Annotated in this window: 16 protein-coding genes; 9 read left to right on the top strand and 7 right to left on the bottom strand. The window is 45.3% G+C overall.

Features of this window, described 5'->3' with window-relative positions; translation table 11 throughout:
- Positions 1-239 precede the first annotated feature (239 nt).
- The 6 genes from N39L_RS25335 to N39L_RS25310 all read left to right on the top strand — a co-directional run bounded on the left by N39L_RS25335 (position 240) and on the right by N39L_RS25310 (position 6,938).
- Positions 240-1,439, top strand: a complete 1,200-nt coding sequence (locus tag N39L_RS25335) for an NAD(P)/FAD-dependent oxidoreductase (protein ID WP_006618166.1) — start codon at positions 240-242, stop codon at positions 1,437-1,439.
- A gap of 169 nt (positions 1,440-1,608) precedes the next feature.
- The gene (pyrG, locus tag N39L_RS25330; RefSeq protein ID WP_006618167.1) at positions 1,609-3,309 is read left to right on the top strand and encodes a CTP synthase; all 1,701 of its coding nucleotides are present in this window, start codon (positions 1,609-1,611) and stop codon (positions 3,307-3,309) included.
- Between the two features lie 121 nt (positions 3,310-3,430).
- Positions 3,431-3,853 (top strand): hypothetical protein, encoded by a 423-nt coding sequence (locus N39L_RS25325; RefSeq protein ID WP_006618168.1) that lies wholly within the window; start codon positions 3,431-3,433, stop codon positions 3,851-3,853.
- 128 nt (positions 3,854-3,981) lie between these two features.
- Complete coding sequence (locus tag N39L_RS25320) at positions 3,982-4,509, top strand: pentapeptide repeat-containing protein (RefSeq protein WP_006618169.1); 528 nt, start codon at positions 3,982-3,984, stop codon at positions 4,507-4,509.
- A gap of 76 nt (positions 4,510-4,585) precedes the next feature.
- Positions 4,586-5,998, top strand: coding sequence for a sensor histidine kinase (locus tag N39L_RS25315; protein WP_006618170.1), 1,413 nt, complete (start codon positions 4,586-4,588; stop codon positions 5,996-5,998).
- Positions 5,999-6,086: 88 nt separating this feature from the next.
- Positions 6,087-6,938 carry a tetratricopeptide repeat protein gene (locus N39L_RS25310; protein ID WP_434057613.1) on the top strand — a complete coding sequence of 284 codons (852 nt, stop codon included), beginning with the start codon at positions 6,087-6,089 and terminating at the stop codon, positions 6,936-6,938.
- A gap of 11 nt (positions 6,939-6,949) precedes the next feature.
- Here N39L_RS25310 and N39L_RS25305 read toward each other — a convergent pair whose 3' ends face one another.
- Complete coding sequence (locus N39L_RS25305; protein WP_006618172.1) at positions 6,950-7,348, bottom strand: response regulator; 399 nt, start codon at positions 7,346-7,348, stop codon at positions 6,950-6,952.
- Between the two features lie 286 nt (positions 7,349-7,634).
- Between N39L_RS25305 and N39L_RS25300 the strand changes: the two genes are divergently transcribed.
- Positions 7,635-10,262, top strand: coding sequence for a DNA gyrase/topoisomerase IV subunit A (locus N39L_RS25300; RefSeq protein ID WP_006618173.1), 2,628 nt, complete (start codon positions 7,635-7,637; stop codon positions 10,260-10,262).
- 368 nt (positions 10,263-10,630) lie between these two features.
- On the opposite strand, the gene N39L_RS25295 is transcribed toward N39L_RS25300, so the two are convergent.
- From N39L_RS25295 to N39L_RS25285, 3 genes are all read right to left on the bottom strand, one after another.
- Positions 10,631-11,314, bottom strand: a complete 684-nt coding sequence (locus tag N39L_RS25295) for a hypothetical protein (RefSeq protein WP_035737094.1) — start codon at positions 11,312-11,314, stop codon at positions 10,631-10,633.
- Between the two features lie 14 nt (positions 11,315-11,328).
- Entirely contained in the window at positions 11,329-11,490 is a 162-nt protein-coding gene (locus N39L_RS25290; protein WP_158307572.1) for a hypothetical protein, read from the bottom strand.
- 719 nt (positions 11,491-12,209) lie between these two features.
- The gene (locus tag N39L_RS25285) at positions 12,210-12,338 is read right to left on the bottom strand and encodes a hypothetical protein (RefSeq protein ID WP_286131361.1); all 129 of its coding nucleotides are present in this window, start codon (positions 12,336-12,338) and stop codon (positions 12,210-12,212) included.
- 381 nt (positions 12,339-12,719) lie between these two features.
- Between N39L_RS25285 and N39L_RS25280 the strand changes: the two genes are divergently transcribed.
- Together N39L_RS25280 and N39L_RS25275 are read left to right on the top strand one after the other, a co-directional pair.
- The gene (locus tag N39L_RS25280; RefSeq protein WP_286131360.1) at positions 12,720-12,854 is read left to right on the top strand and encodes a hypothetical protein; all 135 of its coding nucleotides are present in this window, start codon (positions 12,720-12,722) and stop codon (positions 12,852-12,854) included.
- Between the two features lie 5 nt (positions 12,855-12,859).
- Positions 12,860-14,110, top strand: a complete 1,251-nt coding sequence (locus N39L_RS25275; RefSeq protein WP_006617257.1) for an ABC transporter ATP-binding protein — start codon at positions 12,860-12,862, stop codon at positions 14,108-14,110.
- Positions 14,111-14,191: 81 nt separating this feature from the next.
- Here the strand turns inward: N39L_RS25275 and N39L_RS25270 are convergent, their stop codons facing one another.
- The 3 genes from N39L_RS25270 to N39L_RS25260 form a co-directional block, all read right to left on the bottom strand.
- Entirely contained in the window at positions 14,192-15,814 is a 1,623-nt protein-coding gene (locus N39L_RS25270) for a peptide chain release factor 3 (protein ID WP_006617258.1), read from the bottom strand.
- A gap of 572 nt (positions 15,815-16,386) precedes the next feature.
- Positions 16,387-16,863, bottom strand: coding sequence for a Crp/Fnr family transcriptional regulator (locus N39L_RS25265; RefSeq protein ID WP_006617259.1), 477 nt, complete (start codon positions 16,861-16,863; stop codon positions 16,387-16,389).
- 51 nt (positions 16,864-16,914) lie between these two features.
- Positions 16,915-19,950, bottom strand: a complete 3,036-nt coding sequence (locus tag N39L_RS25260; RefSeq protein ID WP_006617260.1) for a HEAT repeat domain-containing protein — start codon at positions 19,948-19,950, stop codon at positions 16,915-16,917.
- Between the last annotated feature and the right edge of the window lie 5 nt (positions 19,951-19,955).

The following is a 19,955-nucleotide window of genomic DNA, read 5'->3' as shown; positions in this document are numbered from 1 at the left end:
GGAGGAGATTAGTTTAGGGAGATGGAGTTAGAGGGAATATAAGAGGCATAAATTATTGGCGATCGCATTTTCGTCATCAATCAAAACCGCCACAGCAATATAGGGTTTTCCCTACTCATGGGGTACAGCCCACTTCCAGAGAAGCTGCTCTAGCAATATCCCAGGCGATCGCCTATAGTAACCATGGCGTTAACCTTATTTATGGGAAAATGTTAGGTAATATATCTAAGAAGTAGACCATGAAAACTTTTGATTGGATTGTAATTGGTGCGGGAATTGCTGGTGCTTCCCTGAGTTATGAATTAGCCAAAACCGGATTTTCGGTGATGTTAATAGATCAGTTTCCGACTCCAGAAAATGCTACGCGCTACAGTTATGGAGGACTCGCTTATTGGGCGGGTTATAATGATCTAACCTATCAATTGTGTCAACAGGGACGAGAACGCCATCAGGTTTTATCAGAGGAGTTAGGGGTTGATACGCAGTTGCGGGAAGTGGATCTAGTGTTAACAGTCCCCAGAGATACTGACCCGGAAACCATAGCAGCTAATTATCCCCCCTTTGTGACTCCTCCTAGGTGGGTGGATACTCCAACGGCTTGCGAATTAGAACCGCTGCTCAACCCGGAGGAAATAGCTGGTGCGTTTACGGTGCGCCATGGTCACATTTTACCAGAGGCTTTAAACCAAGGATATGTAAATGGTTTACAACGGTTAGGGGGGACTGTCAAAATTGGCATAGTTTCTGATTTAATCAGAGTGGGAAATCGGATAACTGGTGTGATTGCAGATGGGGAAAATTTATCGGCTGCTAATGTGGTTGTTTGTGCGGGAGGGATGAGTCGGGAACTGTTAAAAGCAGCGGGAATTAAAGTTAAAATACATTTTACACATACGGAAGTTTTAGAAACCCCAAAATTGCCCCCAAAACTCAGAACTGTGGTGATGTCGGCGACTATGCCACGATTTGGGCTGGAGGCGATCGCTACTCAGCCGGAACTAGAAGAGTTGTGGGATGAACCCCATCAGGAATTAGCACCATTTATTATAGACCCTAGTGCTGTACAATTGTTAGATGGTCGTTTGAGAATCGGGCAACCTTCGCGAACTTTGAGTAATCCGAAGGCGGTGATTAATCAGGGGGAAAGTGAGGCGACTATCCGAGAGGCGATCGCCAAAATTTTACCAAGTTTAGCAGATTTGCCAGCCACTTGGTATCACTGTTTAGTAGCATTTACCGGGGATGGTTTACCCATGATAGGTGCGATACCAAATTGGTCAGGAATCCATGTATTTTCAGGCTTTAGTAATCCCTTAGTATTTGTGCCACCGTTAGCCCAACGCTATGGGGAGTATTTAGCTGGAAAAGCCGATCCTATATTTGAGCAATTATCTCCCAGTCGCTCGAATGTTAAATATAGTGATATTAACGGCGGTTAATCACTCATACCCTAATCTAGCAGGGAGTTCAGTTATGTCTAGCCCAGGGGGAAACACATTAACAAACATTAACACAAATTAAGTATTCAGTCTCAAGATTTAACTGGCAAAGGTTCAGTTTTATGGCAGAATAAGTGTAGTCCCAATGGGTTAGCGTTGGATCATTTTTATGGCTAAGTTTGTTTTTATTACAGGTGGGGTCGTCTCCAGTATCGGTAAGGGAATTGTGGCCGCGAGTTTAGGGCGTTTGCTAAAATCGCGTAACTATTCTGTATCCATCCTCAAGTTAGATCCCTATATTAACGTTGATCCGGGAACCATGAGTCCGTTTCAGCATGGGGAGGTGTTTGTTACCCAAGATGGGGCAGAAACTGATTTAGACTTGGGACATTATGAAAGATTTACTGACACTTCTATGTCCCGCCTAAATAGTGTGACAGCGGGGGCGATTTATCAAGCTGTAATCAATAAAGAGAGACGGGGGGACTATCATGGGGGAACAGTCCAGGTGATCCCCCATATTACCAATGAGTGTAAGGAACGTATCCATAGGGTAGCCAAAAATACACACTCAGATGTGGTCATTACAGAAGTTGGTGGAACCGTGGGGGATATCGAGTCTTTACCGTTTTTAGAGGCGATCCGACAATTTCGGAAGGATGTGGGCCGCAAAAATGTGGTGTATCTCCATGTTACCTTAATGCCTTTTATTAGTGCGGCGGGGGAGATGAAAACTAAACCGACTCAACATTCTGTGAAGGAATTGCGATCAATTGGTATTCAACCAGATATTCTGGTTTGTAGGTGCGATCGCCCTTTACCTATGGGGATAAAGGAGAAGGTCTCGGAGTTTTGTGATGTAGAGGTAGAGAGTGTGATTACAGCCCAAGATGCTGATAGCATTTACGAAGTACCCCTAATTTTGGAAAAAGAAGGACTCGCCCAGCAAACCTTGGAACTTCTGAAATTGGAACAGCGACAGCCAGATCTGAGTTCTTGGCAAACTCTTGTCGATCGCCTCTATCATACCCAAAGAGGTGGATTTCCGGGCATGGAACCGACTACGGTAGAAATTGCGATCGTCGGTAAATACATCCAGTTAAGCGATGCTTACCTGTCGGTAGTAGAAGCGGCGCGCCATGCAGCAATTGATGTGGGAACTGAAGTCAATCTCAGATGGGTCAATTCAGAAGACCTACAAACTGATGATGTAGAATTAGCCCTGAAAGAAGTTCACGGTATTATTGTCCCTGGGGGCTTTGGGGTCAGGGGAATTGATGGTAAAATTGCAGCGATTCGTTATGCCAGAGAACATCAAATCCCGTTTTTAGGTCTATGCTTAGGGATGCAATGTTCTATTATCGAATGGGCGCGTTATTGTGCCGGATTACCGAATGCAGATAGTGCCGAATTTGATCCAAACACCCCTAACCCGGTAATTAACTTATTACCAGAACAGCAGGATGTTGTCGATCTCGGTGGAACTATGCGTTTAGGGTTATATCCTTGTAGGTTACAGCCTGATACCCTCGCCTCTAAACTGTACGATCAGGAAGTGGTTTATGAACGCCACCGCCATCGCTATGAGTTTAATAATGCCTATCGGAGTCTATTTTTGGAAACCGGTTATATGATTAGTGGTACATCTCCAGATGGTCGCTTGGTAGAAATTATTGAATTTCCCCAGCATCCATTTTTCATTGCTACCCAATTTCATCCTGAGTTCCAGTCTCGACCTAATACTCCCCACCCCCTGTTTAAAGGGTTAATTAAAGCCGCTTGTCATCTCTTAGAGAAAGACAAGAAAACCACCTTGGGGTCAGAGAGTAAACCCCCAGCGGTAGTCAATAATTCCGCTGATAAGTCCTAGAAATTAACGCCCGCCAATTGAATTTATCAGTTGGTTAGGGCGGATTTTTGGTAATCTATCATGCTGCCTGCATTTTTCCGAATACTAATTATGGCAAGAATCACAGGTTTGAGGTAATCTTGTGGCGCACTGGATTAAACTGATCTATGAAAGAGAAACCTATATTATCGATCTCCATAGCATCGGTGCATTTTGTTTTGGCTTAAATAATCGCCTAACCTTCTGGTTAAAAGATGGTAACTATCCTATTGTCATTCATCCAAAAACTCACCCAGAAACCTATCAAATTATTCTCGATTACATCAAAAAACAAACAGCAGAAAGTCCAGCCACCGGGTTTTGGATTAAGTTTAATTATGACCGCAATGAATATATAATTGATTTAAGTCGTATCCAAGTATTTAGCTGTGATGGTACTCAGCGGATTGTATTTTGGTTGGCGAATACCCATGAACAGGTAGTGATTAATCGCCACAGCAACCCCGGTACTTATCAAAGAATTCAAGATTATATCTATAAAACTACTGGCTATTCAGTCCCATAAATCGCTAACTATAAAAAAAAGATTAAAACTTATCAGTTGTGGTGTCTAGGTGTCCTACAGTGTGAAACTGCCATCGACTTTGTGGGTAGAGATTCCGGAAAACAAATGATATCTTAAATGATTCCAAAATGCAGAATTTAACTGAGCAGGACTTATGGATAAATTATGTTAATGGTCAACGAGATTTTTTCAAAATTGAAATAGTCAAAGCCAACTTATTTGAAGTGGATTTGCGGAATATTAATCTGGTAGCCAGTCGATTAATTAAAGTATATATGCCTTATGGGAATTTAAGTCATGCTAATTTGAGCAATACGGAGATTCTGGAGAGTGAATTTGGGGATGTGAAACTGAACCAGGTGAATTTATCTGATGCTTGCCTATCCCATAGTAATTTTTATCGCGCTAATCTACGCTATAGTAACTTACAGAGGGCTCAATTGTCTGATGTGAATTTACAAGCGGCAGACCTGTATAATGCGGATTTACGAAATGCTTACCTAGTCAATGTTGATCTACAGGGTGCTAATCTGGAAGGGGCGCAGATAGAAAATACTATATTTATTGGTTGTAACCTGTTTCGGGCTAAGGGAGTTAATCTATCTCCTGAACAATGCGATCGCACTATTGGTCCTAATGGATTTACACAAGGATAGTCAAATTTAAGCGACTCAAGGCTCGGAATAATTTATAATCGAATCGGCATCAAAATTCCGAACTCTATAGCATCCAGTGTCAGAGCAATTTAAAACTTACTTATCCTTCCCCAAACTATTAGAGGGAAATAGCCCAGACCTAGACTGGGAAGGCACCTTGACGGATTTACCAACTTATCATTTTGGTGTAAAATCAGATAGCTCGGTGTCAGAAGTAGTCCGACAATTTCAGCGTCACGCTTTACTACCTGGGGTATTGATTTGGGAAGACATAGAATCAGAGGAACCTCAATTAGTGGGTCTGCTTTCCCGACGACAATTATTAGAGTTTTTCATCCGACCTCAAGGGGGAGAAATGTTGGCAAGTCAATCCTTGGGAGTTTGTTATAGTTATGGGGGTTTCCCGATGCTAGTCTTACCGGAAACCATGACCATTTTAGAGGCGGCGCGCTATGCTAGAAGGCGATCGCCAGAACTAATTGCCGAACCCATTGTGGTAGCTCATCCAGGAAATCCAGCCATTCCCTACTCTATTTTAAATATTGATGATCTCAATATTGCCCATTGGCAAATTAGAGGTATTGAAACCCAAGTGCGTTATGAACGCAGCCAGATCCAAATGATTCAGAGTGAAAAAATGAGTAACCTAGGGCGCTTAGTAGATGGTGTCGCCCACGAAATCTTAGATCCGGTGGGATTTATTTGGGGTAATCTTACCCATTTAAATGAATACGCCCAAGGGTTAATGGAGTTATTATCTGCCTATGAACAGCATTTTCCCCAAGTGCCGCCAGAGATTGAAGCTAAACAGGAGGAGATAGAATTAGACTTTGTGCGATCGGATTTACCGCGAGTAGTTGCTAGTATTAATGGGGGAGCCGATCGCCTAAATCGATTAGCAACCAGCTTACAGAACTTCTGTCATATTGATAATGTCCACCCCAAGCCAGCAGATTTGCAAGGGTCTTTGGATAGTATTGTCTTGTTAATCCAAAGCAAAATCAAAGGAGAAATCGAAATTATTCGCCACTATGGGCAAGTTCCGCCCGTTTCCTGCTATATTGGACAGTTAAATCAGGTGTTTATGAATATTCTGACCAATGCTGTTAATGCTCTGATTGATCGGGCGGTGAGACAGGACTGGGTAGACGAGTTCGGGCCAGCCCTTCGGATTCAAAGAAGCGATCGCCCCCGCATTGAAATTACTATCAAAGTTAGTGCCATGAAGGACGACCCAGAAAATCCCCCTAGGGGTCAGTTCAATCAGGAGTCCTGGGTTTTAATTAAAATAAGTGATAATGGTCCGGGGATGTCATTGTCGCAGTCGAAGAAAATTCTGGAGTCCTTCTCAGCCCATCGTCGCGCTGACAAAGAAACCAGTTTAGGGTTAAGCTATCAAATTGTCACCGCCAAACACGGAGGCAAGCTGAATCTGCGATCGCAACTGGGTGTAGGCACAGAATTTGAAATTTGGCTTCCCCTAACCTAAATCTAAATTAAATCCCCTTTGATCACCTGTAATCATCATGCTCTGGACATCAATTTTTAGCCATTTCACAAGTCGCCCTAAACGCCTAATCAGGCCATTAGGTGGATTACTACTGACCCTCCCCATGTTGGTGAGTCTGACGGGTGTGCGTCAACCTGCATTCGCCCAAGCCCTATTACCTTACACCCTGCAAGTAGACTCAGAACATTTACAACAAACCGGAGAGGGTTTAATTGAAGAAGCCGCCCAACTCACGCGATTTCAGCAATACCAACTCGCCCTACCCCGTGCTGAATTAGCCACCCAATTAGCACCCAACAACTACCAAACCTGGGCTTTATTAGGTAGTCTGTATATCCAGGTCGATCGCACAGAAGCCGGAATTGAAGCCCTAAACAGAGCCCAAGCCTTAGCCCCTGACAACCCAGCAATTAGGTTTGTTTTAGGGGAGGCTTATTTTCGCAAAGGAGAGTATCAGAGGTCTGTCGAGCAAATCCAACAGGGTTTAAGAATCAATCCTAATGTTCCCGGAGCCTTGTTTGATTTAGGTAATGCCTATTTTCAACTGGGACAATTTGAGCAAGCGATCGCCCAATACGAAGAAGCCTATAAACAGGAGAGACTCCTCTGGCCAGCAATTAATAATATTGGTTTAGTGGAATACGAACTCGGTAAAACCGATTCAGCAGTGCAGCGTTGGGAAGAGGCTTTTGCCATTGATGAAACCGCCGCCGAGCCGCTGTTAGCCATTGCTGTCGCCCTTTATCAACAAGGTGACACCGAGAGGGCTCTAACCTTGGGAGAACAAGCCCTGCAACTAGATAGTCGTTATGCAGAGCTTGAATTTCTCCGAGAAAACCTCTGGGGCGATCGCCTTATGGAGGATGCTCGGACTTTTCTTTCCACACCTCGGATGCGACAAACCATCAGCCGACTCTAAGGATAGCATAGCTAATCCTTGGGGAGGAGCGACTTAATTTTATTGACAAATTCTTGATGATCAATGACAGGTTTGGAAATATAGTCGTCAGCCCCACTTTCGGCCAAAAAATCTTCGCGATCGCCCGCCATAGCGTGGGCGGTCACTAGAATAATTGGTAACTTAGCTGTATCTGGATCAGCCTTGAGCAACTGGGTAATTTTAATCCCATCGACTGCTTTACCCAGATACACACTGCGAGCCAATGACACATCCATCAAAATCAGGTCAGCCTCTTTAGTGCGAGCTATCTGCATTACTTCGTCTACGTTTTCAGTGTGCTTAACCGCTAATCCCCCTCGTTTGCTCAAAATTTTGGCAAAAACGCGGGCATTAACCGGATCGTCTTCTACAATCAGAACGGTCTTCATTCAGAGTCTCCGCTGGACATACTCTCCAGTTACGATGTGCAATCATAACACGAGGTTGATAGTATTGGGCGAACCCAAAAAATCCCCGTCTGATCTCATTATGACCGCAAAACAGGAACTTGAACTTGATTAAATGCCCAATTGCATCGCCAAATTTTGCTCCAAACCGGGCAACATTGCAGTTAACCTAAAATAGTAGGCTCCGAAATCGTCTTTAACTCAGGTGTTGAAATCCCTAGAGTGTCCCAAATATTAAAATTGCTAAACCCTAAAATCGATCCAACTCATGGCTAAACAGTTAAATTTTCTTTGCGGGGAAGTGATACCCACATCATTAACCAATGAAATGCAGCAATCGTACCTCGAATACGCCATGAGTGTAATTGTGGGGCGAGCGCTACCAGATGTCCGAGACGGCTTAAAACCAGTACACCGTCGCATATTATATGCGATGCACGAACTAGGGCTAACACCCGATCGCCCTTATCGTAAGTGTGCGCGGGTAGTTGGGGACGTATTAGGAAAATACCACCCCCACGGCGACCAGTCGGTATATGATGCTCTAGTGCGGTTAGTGCAAGAGTTTTCTAGTCGTTATCCGTTATTGGCGGGTCACGGTAACTTTGGTTCGGTAGATAACGACCCTCCCGCCGCCATGAGGTATACAGAAACCCGGTTAGCTACTATCGGTAATGAGGGACTGCTGACCCAGGTAGGAGAAGCCACGGTTGACTTTACCAGTAACTTTGACAATTCCCAACAAGAACCCACAGTTCTCCCGGCGCAGCTACCGTTTTTAATCCTCAATGGTAGCTCTGGGATAGCAGTAGGTATGGCGACTAATATTCCTCCCCACAATTTAGGGGAGGTGGTCGATGGCTTAATCGCCTTAATTGATAATCCCGACCTTTGCGATCAGAAGTTAATGCAACTGATTCCGGGACCGGACTTTCCCACTGGGGGGGAAATTATCGCCACAGAAGGCATTAAAGAAGCCTACACCTCCGGGCGAGGTAGTATTGTGATGCGGGGGGTGGCGAAAATTGAGCAGGTACCTACATCGGGTCGTAAACGCACTAAAAATGCCATTGTGGTCACGGAATTACCTTTTCAGGTAAATAAGGCGGGATGGATTGAAAAGGTGGCTGCTTTGGTGAATGCGGGTAAATTGGAGGGGATTTCTGATATCCGAGACGAAAGCGATCGCGAAGGAATTAGAGTTGTGATCGAACTGAAACGGGAAGCCACCCCAGAAGTGGTGCTGCATAATCTCTATCAGCACACGGATTTGATGTCGAAATTTGGGGCGATTTTCCTGGCTTTGGTCAACAGTCAACCTCGACAACTGAGCCTGAAACAAATCCTGGAGGAATTTTTAGGGTTTCGTGAACAAACTCTCCTGCGTCGCTATAGATCGGAGTTAGAAATAGCCGAACGTCGGGAGCATTTGGTGGGAGGCTTACTCAAGGCTTTATCAGCTTTGGATGAGGTGATCGATATTTTGCGAAATGCTCCCGATGGTAGTTCTGCTAAAATGTCCCTAGAAACTCGTTTAGATTTCAGTACCGAGCAAGCTGACGCAATTCTAGCTATGCCGCTGAGACGATTGACGGGGTTGGAGGGGAAAAAGTTGCAGGAGGAAGCCACGGAGTTGGCGGCGCAAATTCAGCGCCTGCGCCGTTTATTATCAGAGCGATCGGAGTTATTAAAATCCCTCAAAAAGGAATTGCGATCGCTTAAACGTCGATACTCAGATCCACGTCGGACTCGCATTGTTTCTTCAGAGTCCCAGGAATCTCAGTCTGTGTCCGCCCGGTCTTCTAAGGGGGTGCATCCCCCCTCAAAAGCTACTGAATCCAAGATTTTACGCCCCCAATTACCGGCGGTAGAAGAGACTTTGGTCGAAATGACCCTGAGAGGATATGTGCGACGAGTGACTCCCCACAACTTGTCTCGTCCCCAGTCCCGTGAGGATATTACGATTGAGGCGATCGATGATTTTCCCGTCACCTCTTATCTAACTACCACTGCGGAAACTCTGGTTATTATTAACCGCATGGGTAAGGCTTACCCCTTGAATGTGGCTGATATCCCCAGTGTTTCTCTCAAGTCCCGTGGTGTCCCCTTAATTACCTTATTATCTCCCTCCGCCACCAAAGATGCCAGTACCCGCCCTCAAGATTTGATTGTGGCTGCGTTTTTGGGGGCGGGTTTACAAAGCTCTCCGGTGCGACCAAAAACTGATGCTGACCAGCGTGAGCGCGCTTTTTCCGATCAGACTGATTTAATCATGCTATCCGCAGAGGGAAAGATTAAGCGCTTATCCGGGACTGATTTCATGGATTTGAGCGCTAGGGGAATTACCGTAATGAAACTCAAGGATAATGATGAGTTAAGTTATGCTAATCTGGCTGCTACAGGCGATCAAGTGGTTTTGGCGACCTCTGGGGGGCGGCTGTTGCGTTTGGATATTAATGCTGACCAGATCCCCGTCATGGGACGCACGGCTCAGGGTTCTGTGGCTACCCGACTCCGAAAAAATGAACAGTTGGTGGGCTGTATTACTCTGTCATCAACTGGTGAGTTGAACAACAAGTTTATTCTGTTGGTTTCAGAACAAGGGTATTTTAAACGGATTTCTCTACAAAGTCTCCAACGTTCTCGTCGAGGGGGAATTGGTACTCAGATGTTACAGTTTCACTCCCGCAATGATGCTTGTCGGGGGTTGGTGGCGACTACTCCCGGTGAGGCTATCTATTGTTTAACCAGTGAAAATCGTATGGTAACTTTAGTTCCTGATGTGGTTCCGGTTTGGGGTAAGGATGGTCATGGCGATCGCATGGTGGAATTGAGGTCTGGGGAACGGATTTTGTCGGTAGTTAGCCCCATTTATGGTACAACAATCGAGGGTTAATCACTGGGAGCGATCGTTTAGTTTAGTAGGTTGGGTGGAGGAACGAAACCCAACTTTACCATCTCTAACCCTACAAGGTTTACTGTTGGGTTTCACCCAACCTACAAGTTAGTAGGTTGGGTGGAGGAACGAAACCCAACCCTACCATCTCTAACCCTACAAGGTTTACTGTTGGGTTTCACCCAACCTACAAGGTTTACTGTTGGGTTTCACCCAACCTACAAGGTTTACTGTTGGGTTTCACCCAACCTACAAGGTTTACTGTTGGGTTTCATCCAACCTACAAGGTTTACTGTTGGGTTTCACCCAACCTACAAGGTTTAGTAGTAGGTTAGTTTAGTCTTTCTATTGGGGAGGTTGTTTTTTCTTTAACATAATGCTTCCACTGTAGCGGGAGAGTTAATAATCTGAACTGTCAAGTTAATTATCATAGCTCCTATAACGACAGGCACAACCACAGGCAAGGAAGCTTCTACCGCCGCTCCCACTCCAATTCCGGCAACCACAGGCAAGGAAGCTTCTGCCGCTCCCACTGCAATTCCGGTCACCACAGGCAACGAAACTTCTGCCGCTTCTACTGCAATTGCGGCAACCACAGGCAACGCTTCTACCGCTACGCCTGCAATTGTGGCAACCACAGGGAACGAAGCTTCTGCCGCTCCTACTGCAATATCTACAACCACAGGGAACGAAGCTTCTGCCGCTCCTACTGCAATATCTACAACCACAGGGAACGAAGCTTTTGCCGCTCCTACTGCGATATCTGCAACGACCAACGAAGCTTCTGCCGCTCCCGCTGCAATATCTACAACCACAGGGAACGAAGCTTCTGCCGCTCCCGCTGCAATATCTGCAACGGCCAACACAGATTTTACCGATCCTACTGCAATATCTGCAACCACAGGCAACACAACTTTTACCGCAGCTTTTTCTGCAATATCTGCAACCACAGGCAACGAAGCTTTTGCCGTTTTTGCTATCACCGACAATAAATTTAGATTTATTAAAGCCATAACAACTCCTTTTTTTTCAATAAAGAGAGATCTAAACAATTGGGTTTATTGTACTATGGTTTCTGGTTGCTTTGATAGTGAATATATGTGCAGTTTCGCCAAGCCGTAGAGCGATCGCTTAAACCCCCACACTCCACTTTAGTAGGTTGGGTGGAGGAACGAAACCCAACACCACCATCTCTAACCCTACCATCTCTAACCCTGTTGGGTTTCACCCAACCTACTACTACAAGGTTTACTGTTGGGTTTCACCCAACCTACAAGGTTTAGTTTCGAGAGCCCTCGGAGTTATGAAAATCCCTCAAAAAGGAATTGCGATCGCTTAAACCCCCACACTCCACTTTAGTAGGTTGGGTGGAGGAACGAAACCCAACACCACCACCTCTAACCCTACCATCTCTAACCCTGTTGGGTTTCACCCAACCTACTACTACAAGGTTTACTGTTGGGTTTCACCCAACCTACAAGGTTTAGTTTCGAGAGCCCTCGGAGTTATGAAAATCCCTCAAAAAGGAATTGCGATCGCTTAAACCCCCACACTCCACTTTAGTAGGTTGGGTGGAGGAACGAAACCCAACACCACCACCTCTAACCCTACCATCTCTAACCCTGTTGGGTTTCACCCAACCTACTACTACAAGGTTTACTGTTGGGTTTCACCCAACCTACAAGGTTTAGTTTCGAGAGCCCTCGGAGTTATGAAAATCCCTCAAAAAGGAATTGCGATCGCTTAAACCCCCACACTCCACTTTAGTAGGTTGGGTGGAGGAACGAAACCCAACACCACCACCTCTAACCCTACCATCTCTAACCCTGTTGGGTTTCACCCAACCTACTACTACAAGGTTTACTGTTGGGTTTCACCCAACCTACAAGGTTTAGTTTCGAGAGCCCTCGGAGTTATGAAAATCCCTCAAAAAGGAATTGCGATCGCTTAAACCCCCACACTCCACTTTAGTAGGTTGGGTGGAGGAACGAAACCCAACACCACCATCTCTAACCCTACCATCTCTAAACCCTGTTGGGTTTCACCCAACCTACTATCATCTCTGTTGGGTTTCACCCAACCTACAAGGTTTAGTAGGTTGGGTGGAGGAACGAAACCCAACTTTACCATCTTTAACCCTACAAGGTTTACTGTTGGGTTTCACCCAACCTACAAGGTTTACTGTTGGGTTTCACCCAACCTACAAGGTTTACTGTTGGGTTTCACCCAACCTACTATCATCTCTGTTGGGTTTCACCCAACCTACAAGGTTTAGTTTCGAGAGCCCTCGGAGTTATGAAAATCCCTCAAAAAGGAATTGCGATCGCTTAAACCTCCATGCTCCAGTTAGTCCTTGGTACTCAGATGTTAAAGTATCAGTCATTATGATATGCTTGTCGGGGGTTAGCCACGACTACTCCCCGTGAGCCTGTATATTGTTTAACCAGTGAAAATCCTATGGTAACTTTAGTTCCTGATGTGATTCCCGTTTGGGGTAAAGATGGTTATGGCGATCGCATGGTCGAATTGAATTTTTGGGAACCGATTTTGTCCGTGGTTAGCCCCATTTATGATACAACCATCGAGGGTTAATCACTATGGCGATCGTCGTTTTGGAGAATATTTATAAGCGTTTTTCCCCAGCAAATACTGTAAGGGTCGCCTCAACCGTCAGCCCCCTTACAGCCACACAGAAAGAACCCACCCCCACCTCAACAGACCCAGATAGAGCCGTACTTCGTAATATTAACCTCACCGTCGGTGATGGTGAATTTATGGTATTTGTCGGACCTTCTGGTTGTGGAAAAAGTACCCTGTTACGCTTAATTGCTGGGTTGGAAACTCCCACCGCTGGAAAGATTTGGATTGGCGATCGCTTAGTTAATGATTGTCCTCCCAAAAACCGCGATGTCGCTATGGTCTTTCAAAATTACGCCCTATATCCCCATATTAAAGTTTATGATAATTTGGCTTTTGGATTGCGACGTACTGGTAAACCTGAAAAATTCCTCCCAAAACTGGCGGGGACTATAACGCGATCGCTCCCTTTTCCTCAGTCCTTCCGTCATCAATCTACTCGGGAACGCTCCATTGCGCTGCGAGTACAAGAAATTGCCGAGATTTTGCAGATTGAACCCCTACTAGATCGCTTCCCTAAACAACTTTCTGGCGGTCAAAAACAACGGGTGGCTTTAGGACGGGCTATGGCTCGAAATCCCCAGGTTTTTCTCATGGATGAACCTTTATCTAATTTGGATGCTAGGTTACGCACCGAAATGCGATCGCAAATCGTTGAACTTCAGCGAAAGTTGGGAACTACTACTATTTATGTTACCCATGACCAAACCGAAGCTATGACTATGGGGACCCGAATTGCTGTCATGAATGGCGGACAAATTCAGCAAATTGACAGTCCCATGGTTTTGTATAATTCCCCCGCTAACCGTTTTGTAGCCGAGTTTATTGGCTCGGTTCCTATGAATTTTATCACCGTTAAATTATCTAATTCCGGTGAGTTAATTCATCCCCATTTTCGCCTCTGTTTATCTCACCAAAGGATAGCTGGTCTCACTAATTGGGCTGATCAGTCTGTGGTTTTGGGGGTGCGTTCAGAACATTTAACCCTCGCAGAACCTAGCCCTAATCATCTTAATGTCCGGGTCGAACGGGTGGAAGCCTTGGGACATGAAACATTGTTATTTGTCAGGTTTACTCACCCCCCAGAAGATTCTTTACAGGTCAGGATTCCAGCCGCTGTTGATGTTAGTTTGGGAGATAAAATTGCCTTGGCGATCGCTCCTGAAAAAGTGCATCTTTTTGACCCAAAAACAGGCGATACTACCGCCTAGTCGCTGCGCGATACGTGCTACGCACACGCTACGCGATCGCCTGGACTTTTCCGACCTTTCCCGCCTTTCCCGCCTTTCCGACTATTTCGGTTGCTGACCAGAAACCACCGGAGCCGAACTTCTTAAATCCAGTTCGGGATGTTCCGACTGTACCTGTTGACAATTCCACTCATTCTTAAATAACAAAACTGGGCGACCCCAACTGTCTTTAACAGTCACAGTATTAAACAGTCTTCCCGCCTTGTTTAAGGCTTCCCATCCCCCTGCTACCCATCTAGCCACACTATAGGGTAACAATTCTAGGCGAGTTTCCGCCCCATATTCATTCTGCATCCGAAACTGAACTACCTCAAACTGAAGTTGACCCACCGCCGCCAAAATTGGATCGCGTTTAGAATCATCCTGAGAATACATGATCTGAATGGCTCCCTCTTCCCTCAGTTCTGTAATACCCTTATTGAACTGTTTAAATTTAGAGGGGTTAGGATTTTTCAGATAGGCGAAAAGTTCCGGGGAAAAACAGGGAATCCCCTCATATTCCAGTTTTTGGCCGTTGTATATCGTATCACCGATCGCAAATACCCCCGGATTATTCAAGCCAATTACATCCCCAGGATAAGCCGCATCAATTGACTCGCGATCCTGAGCGAACAGTTTTTGGGGACGTGACAGACGCACCGTTTTTCCGGTTCTAGCATGGCTAACAGTCATGTCCTTCTCAAATCTTCCCGTACATACCCGCACAAAAGCTACGCGATCGCGATGTTTCGGGTCCATATTCGCCTGTAACTTAAACACAAACCCAGTAAACTCTGGATAATCTGGGGGAATATCCCCAATCGTGCTACTGTGGTGACCTGGTTTTAACGAATATTCTAGGAAAGCATCCAGAAACAGTTGTACCCCAAAGTTAGTCATGGCGCTACCAAAAAATACTGGGGTCATTTTCCCACCATGTACCGCCTCGAGATCTAAATCTGATCCTAAAGCGTCTAATAGTTCCAATTCTTCCTTGAGTTGATAATACAGATCCTGGTCTAATAAATCCTCAATACGCGGATCTCCCAAATCTATCACTGTATCTACCGCTTCCCGAGAACCGTGGGCCGTCCTTTCAAATAGATGAATTTGTCGCTTATGGCGGTCAAAAACCCCTTTAAAGCGATCGCCCATACCAATAGGCCAATTTACCGGGTAAGGTTGTAAACCCAACTCCTGCTCAATTTCATCAAGAAGTTCCAAAGGTTCCCGACCCGGGCGATCCATTTTATTAATAAACGTAAAGATAGGTAAGCCCCGCATCTTACACACTTCAAACAGCTTCCGCGTTTGAGGTTCTAACCCCTTAGCTGCATCTTCCAGCATCACCGCATTATCCGCCGCCGCCAAGGTCCTATAGGTATCTTCACTGAAATCTTGGTGTCCGGGGGTATCGAGTAAGTTAATCTGAGTGTTACGATATTCAAACTGCAAAACTGTTGAAGTGATAGAAATACCCCGTTGTTGTTCCATCGCCATCCAGTCTGATGTCGCGTGACGCTGCGACCTGCGGACTTTTACCGCCCCGGCTTCATGAATCGCCCCTCCGTACAGCAGCAGTTTTTCTGTTAATGTGGTTTTTCCCGCGTCTGGGTGGGAGATAATGGCGAAATTACGGCGGCGTTGCACTTCTAGCTGTAATTCGTCCTTAATTTCTGTTGACATAGGGCCTTGGTAGATTTTGCCATCTCCGACTTAACTTTTGTCTATTATATATACATTCAGACCATCTATCAGACCATCCCCTCGTACCAAACTATGACTTTGTTAACTTTTGTTACAAAATTTTAAGAAATGTTGCAAAAAATTTTTTTTGGGGGGAGGGGGTTGCTTTTCGCGGGCGCTTGCGCTATACTTTTATCATAATGGGATGGTTGTAATTTTTTTATTTTGGCAAATGTTCCATTATTAAGGCTACTGTCAATATAGTAGCAGCAATGCTCTGGGCTGTCAATCCCCGCGAGGCAAAAAAAGCGACCCTCAAATTTTTTTTTGAAGAAAAAATCAACTGGCAAAATGCGAATTTTTTTGGGGGAGGGGGGTTGCTTTTCGCGGGCGCTTGCGCTATACTTTTATCATAATGGGATGGTTGTAATTTTTTTATTTTGGCAAATGTTCCATTATTAAGGCTACTGTCAATATAGTAGCAGCAATGCTCTGGGCTGTCAATCCCCGCGAGGCAAAAAAAGCGACCCTCAAATTTTTTTTTGAAGAAAAAATCAACATTAAATCCGATGTCAAGAGCGATCGGGTGGGACTTTGACTTCGGAGATAGAAGATTTAGGGTTTTGAGCGTTGGCTTTTTGATTCAATTCTCGAATGCGGCGAGATAGTAAGCGAATAATATTAACCGCAATACCAGGGGTCTCATCAATAGCATCATAAAGCTGCATCTGTGTGAGCATGAGACATTCACAGGGTTCTAGGGTAGTGACAGAAGCCGATCGCGGTTCAGCATCAAATAGAGACATTTCGCCAAAACAGTCTTCTTTACCCAAACGAGCCAATTCGCGATCGCCATGATGAACCTTGACCTGACCAGAAACGACAATATAAAGCGATCGGCCTTCTTGTCCCTCAGTAAAAATACTCTGATTAGCGGGAAAAGACAATTCATCCATAACAGAAGCAAGACGCACCAAGAAATCATCCCTAAGTTCTTGAAAAATGGGGACTTTTCGCACAAACAATAGGCGTTGGACGCTAGTTAACATAATAGGTCAAGGCGAGTTAGTGAACTTGAATCCAGACGGACTCCCTATTGATCAAGGCATTTCGGTTTTTCTGTGTACAGCTAATTCCGAGATTAATTGTTGTACTTGGTGAGCCACCAGAGGATCCCGATCAGTTTGTAGCATTGGCAATAATTCTACCAAAGCCTGACGCGCTCCCATCTTGAGGTAAGCCAAAACAGCTTCCCGCACAAAACCTGTGGGGTGTCTCAGACACATTAAAGTCTGTTCAGCGGTGAGACTCCAACTGGCGGACCGCGCTTGGTGGAAGCAACAAGCCAAAGACCAATCTGAGAGGAAATGGCGAAACTCCAGTAAACGACGGAGGCGATCGCTAGGTGTCATTGGTTTATAGGAAATCAAAGGGGAGAGATCCTCAATTTTTTGGACAATAGAGTGATTATCCAAAATGCCAATCAAGGCTCGTTTACGGGAAATATCAACAGTATTATCCAAGATTTCCAACCCACGAGCAATATTTCCCTGTTGTCCAGAGCGAATATTGAAAGCCGCCGCCTGAATAGATCCGAGGGAGTAAAGGAACTTCATCAGCAGAAAACAGCGGTCTATAGCATCAGATTCAAGATTACGGAGCGCGCGACAGAGCATTTCTAGGGGGGAAGCGACCTCAAGGGAGACAGTATAAGGTAAGATAGGAGCTGTAGGTTTTTCAGGTTCGAGGTCTAAAAGAGTGCTATAGATTTGACCAATAAACATCAACTCCTGTTCAATTAACGTTTCCACCCCATTACGTCCAATGCGGTCTAAAGTTCTTTCAATCCCCGCATCATCGGGAATTTTCAGGAGAATGCGGAGAATATTACGTCGGGTGGTTCCCCAGGAAATTAACAGGTTATCGATGAGAGTATCTAAGGCGGATGGCGTACCAATGTCTCCTAAAGCAGACCAAGCCTGAAGTCTGACTAAATCGGATTTATAGATATCCGTGGCTATTCTGATTAACAGAGGAATAGCCTCATTTCCCAAGCGGACTAAAGCCATTCTGGCTGCTTCTCTGGTAGAACGGTAGGAAATAGCTTTTAATAGGGAGCCATAGTATTCCTCCATCTTAGTAGCCGCAATGACTTCCAAGACCGAACAGCGGACTCTGAGAGATTCATCAGCGAGGAGGTCATTAAGATAAACTCGCAACCCTTGCATATAATCAGCATCACCCAGAGCCCGGACTCCCATCACCCTTTCAGGTTCTTGATTAGAGACGATCATGCGCCGGATAGTATTAGTGGCTGCCGCTTTTTGTTCGCGATCGCCACGACGCATAATCAAGGCCGCGGCTGTTCCCCGTACCACCGGATCGACCCTTGGTTGTAGGTAAGGTTTCAACTGATTAATATCTGGGTTAGATTCAGTTAACCAGATATAGCGTAGTGCCAAAGCCAAAACTTCAGGAGGTAGACTGCTACGAGATAGGGATCTAATCGCCTCTAAATGAGCGGGATTAGGATAATCTAGCATCAGTTCTAGGGCTTGACGCTGAAGATTCGGGGACATAATCTCCAGTAGTGGAACCAGAGTCTCCCCGACATTTTTAGGATCAAGTTGGCTGAGTAATTCCATACAGGAACGCTTATCAGCTTCTGGGGTTGGCTGTTTCAACTCATCGACCACCGATCGCTTGAGGCTACGCATATCAATATCTGTAGTTCCCAGGCGACCGCGTTCAGCACTACGAACTAGAAGTCTTACATATTGGGAGCGAATTTTCCAGACCACCCACAACCAGACAAAAGCCAACAAAATAATAGTTACGACAAAAATCAGACTTTGGTCTTGCTGGAAAATACCTTCTGGGACACCATCGGGTAAAAATAGGTTAATCAGCCACAGCAACAGCAAAATCCCGATACCACTCAAACCCGTTGACAGGGGTTCAAATACACCATTAACCAGGGTCTGAATATCACTCCTAATATTTTCTGGTAGGGGTTGAAATAGAACCGTCCCGGTAGTTTCGATGAGAGTGTAGTGGAACAGTTCATCTAAAAATCTGAGAATCAAAAACCCTATAAATATGGTAAATAAACCCGTAGCCCCCCCTATCAAGGAAAACAGGCCCAAGGCGACTACCCCCACAGGAAGGATAGATGCTGTACCAAACACGCCTATTTTTTCGACCAAGCGACTGGAAGCAAACCACTGAGTTGCTACTTGGAAGGTACTTAAAATCCCCTCAAATAGTCCCAGGAAGCTAACAATCCAACTAGCGCCACCGATACCACTACGGTATTCTAACTGACTGAAAAACTGGAAATCGACCATGACATAGACGACTTCAGCCATGACGAAAAATAGCACCAAGGGAATGACATAGCCTTGTAGGGGACCTTTGAGGCTACGGGTACTAAATTCTGGTAGTTCGTCTTCCGGGGTCCACCGGGAAGAATCAGGGAAAGACTGTTCATATCTTTGGGACAGATAAAATAAAACACCTGCTCCCACAATCACCATAGCCCCAGATACTAGGGTGACATTATTTAAGCCTACAAATCTGAGCAATAGAGGCAGGGAGAAACCGCTAACCACCCCAGCGACGAGATAACCACTACTGATAATGGGATAGGTGCGCTTGATCTCCCGAATGTTAAAAAGTTGATTGGAGGTAATGGAGGTATTGAGATCGTTGAGGAGATAACAAGCCTCAACCCACAGCCACATGACAAATAGGGTAACAAATTGAAGGCTTAATCCCAATACCCTTACATCTTCTATTCCCAAACCAAAACGAAATAGAAACAGGGGGATTGCCATGAGTAGTAAAATCAGAACAATCACCCGGCGCAGGGGTAAAAATGTCTGTAACCGAGAGTAAACTACACCCAAACTAGACCCGATACCAGCACTAGCAATATAAATCCAAGGCAGTTTCTCTGCCCCATATTGATCAATAAACAGGCCGACGGTACTTAGTTCTAACCAAATCAGTCCGATGGATGAAAAAGTATATACTGCGAACATTAATAAAGTTCGCTCTACTTCTTCTGGGCGGAGATTTAGACCGCGTAGCACACCCTGTCCCACTCCTGCGGGTTCACCAATTCGCTTTTCCATCCCGT

The organism is Limnospira platensis NIES-39 (assembly GCF_026000695.1).
GTDB lineage: Bacteria > Cyanobacteriota > Cyanobacteriia > Cyanobacteriales > Microcoleaceae > Limnospira > Limnospira platensis.
The sequence above is the reverse complement of the archived record's forward strand: the minus strand, read 5'-3'. Positions and strand labels throughout refer to the sequence as shown.

Excerpts from the sequence above, each read along its gene's own strand:
- N39L_RS25335 (WP_006618166.1), top strand. The coding sequence starts at position 240 with ATGAAAACTTTTGATTGGATTGTAATTGGTGCGGGAATTGCTGGTGCT.
- pyrG (WP_006618167.1), top strand. The coding sequence starts at position 1,609 with ATGGCTAAGTTTGTTTTTATTACAGGTGGGGTCGTCTCCAGTATCGGT.
- N39L_RS25320 (WP_006618169.1), top strand. The coding sequence starts at position 3,982 with ATGCAGAATTTAACTGAGCAGGACTTATGGATAAATTATGTTAATGGT.
- N39L_RS25305 (WP_006618172.1), bottom strand. The coding sequence starts at position 7,348 with ATGAAGACCGTTCTGATTGTAGAAGACGATCCGGTTAATGCCCGCGTT.
- N39L_RS25300 (WP_006618173.1), top strand. The coding sequence starts at position 7,635 with ATGGCTAAACAGTTAAATTTTCTTTGCGGGGAAGTGATACCCACATCA.
- N39L_RS25280 (WP_286131360.1), top strand. The coding sequence starts at position 12,720 with ATGGTAACTTTAGTTCCTGATGTGATTCCCGTTTGGGGTAAAGATGGT.
- N39L_RS25275 (WP_006617257.1), top strand. The coding sequence starts at position 12,860 with ATGGCGATCGTCGTTTTGGAGAATATTTATAAGCGTTTTTCCCCAGCA.
- N39L_RS25270 (WP_006617258.1), bottom strand. The coding sequence starts at position 15,814 with ATGTCAACAGAAATTAAGGACGAATTACAGCTAGAAGTGCAACGCCGC.
- N39L_RS25265 (WP_006617259.1), bottom strand. The coding sequence starts at position 16,863 with ATGTTAACTAGCGTCCAACGCCTATTGTTTGTGCGAAAAGTCCCCATT.
- N39L_RS25260 (WP_006617260.1), bottom strand. The coding sequence starts at position 19,950 with ATGGAAAAGCGAATTGGTGAACCCGCAGGAGTGGGACAGGGTGTGCTA.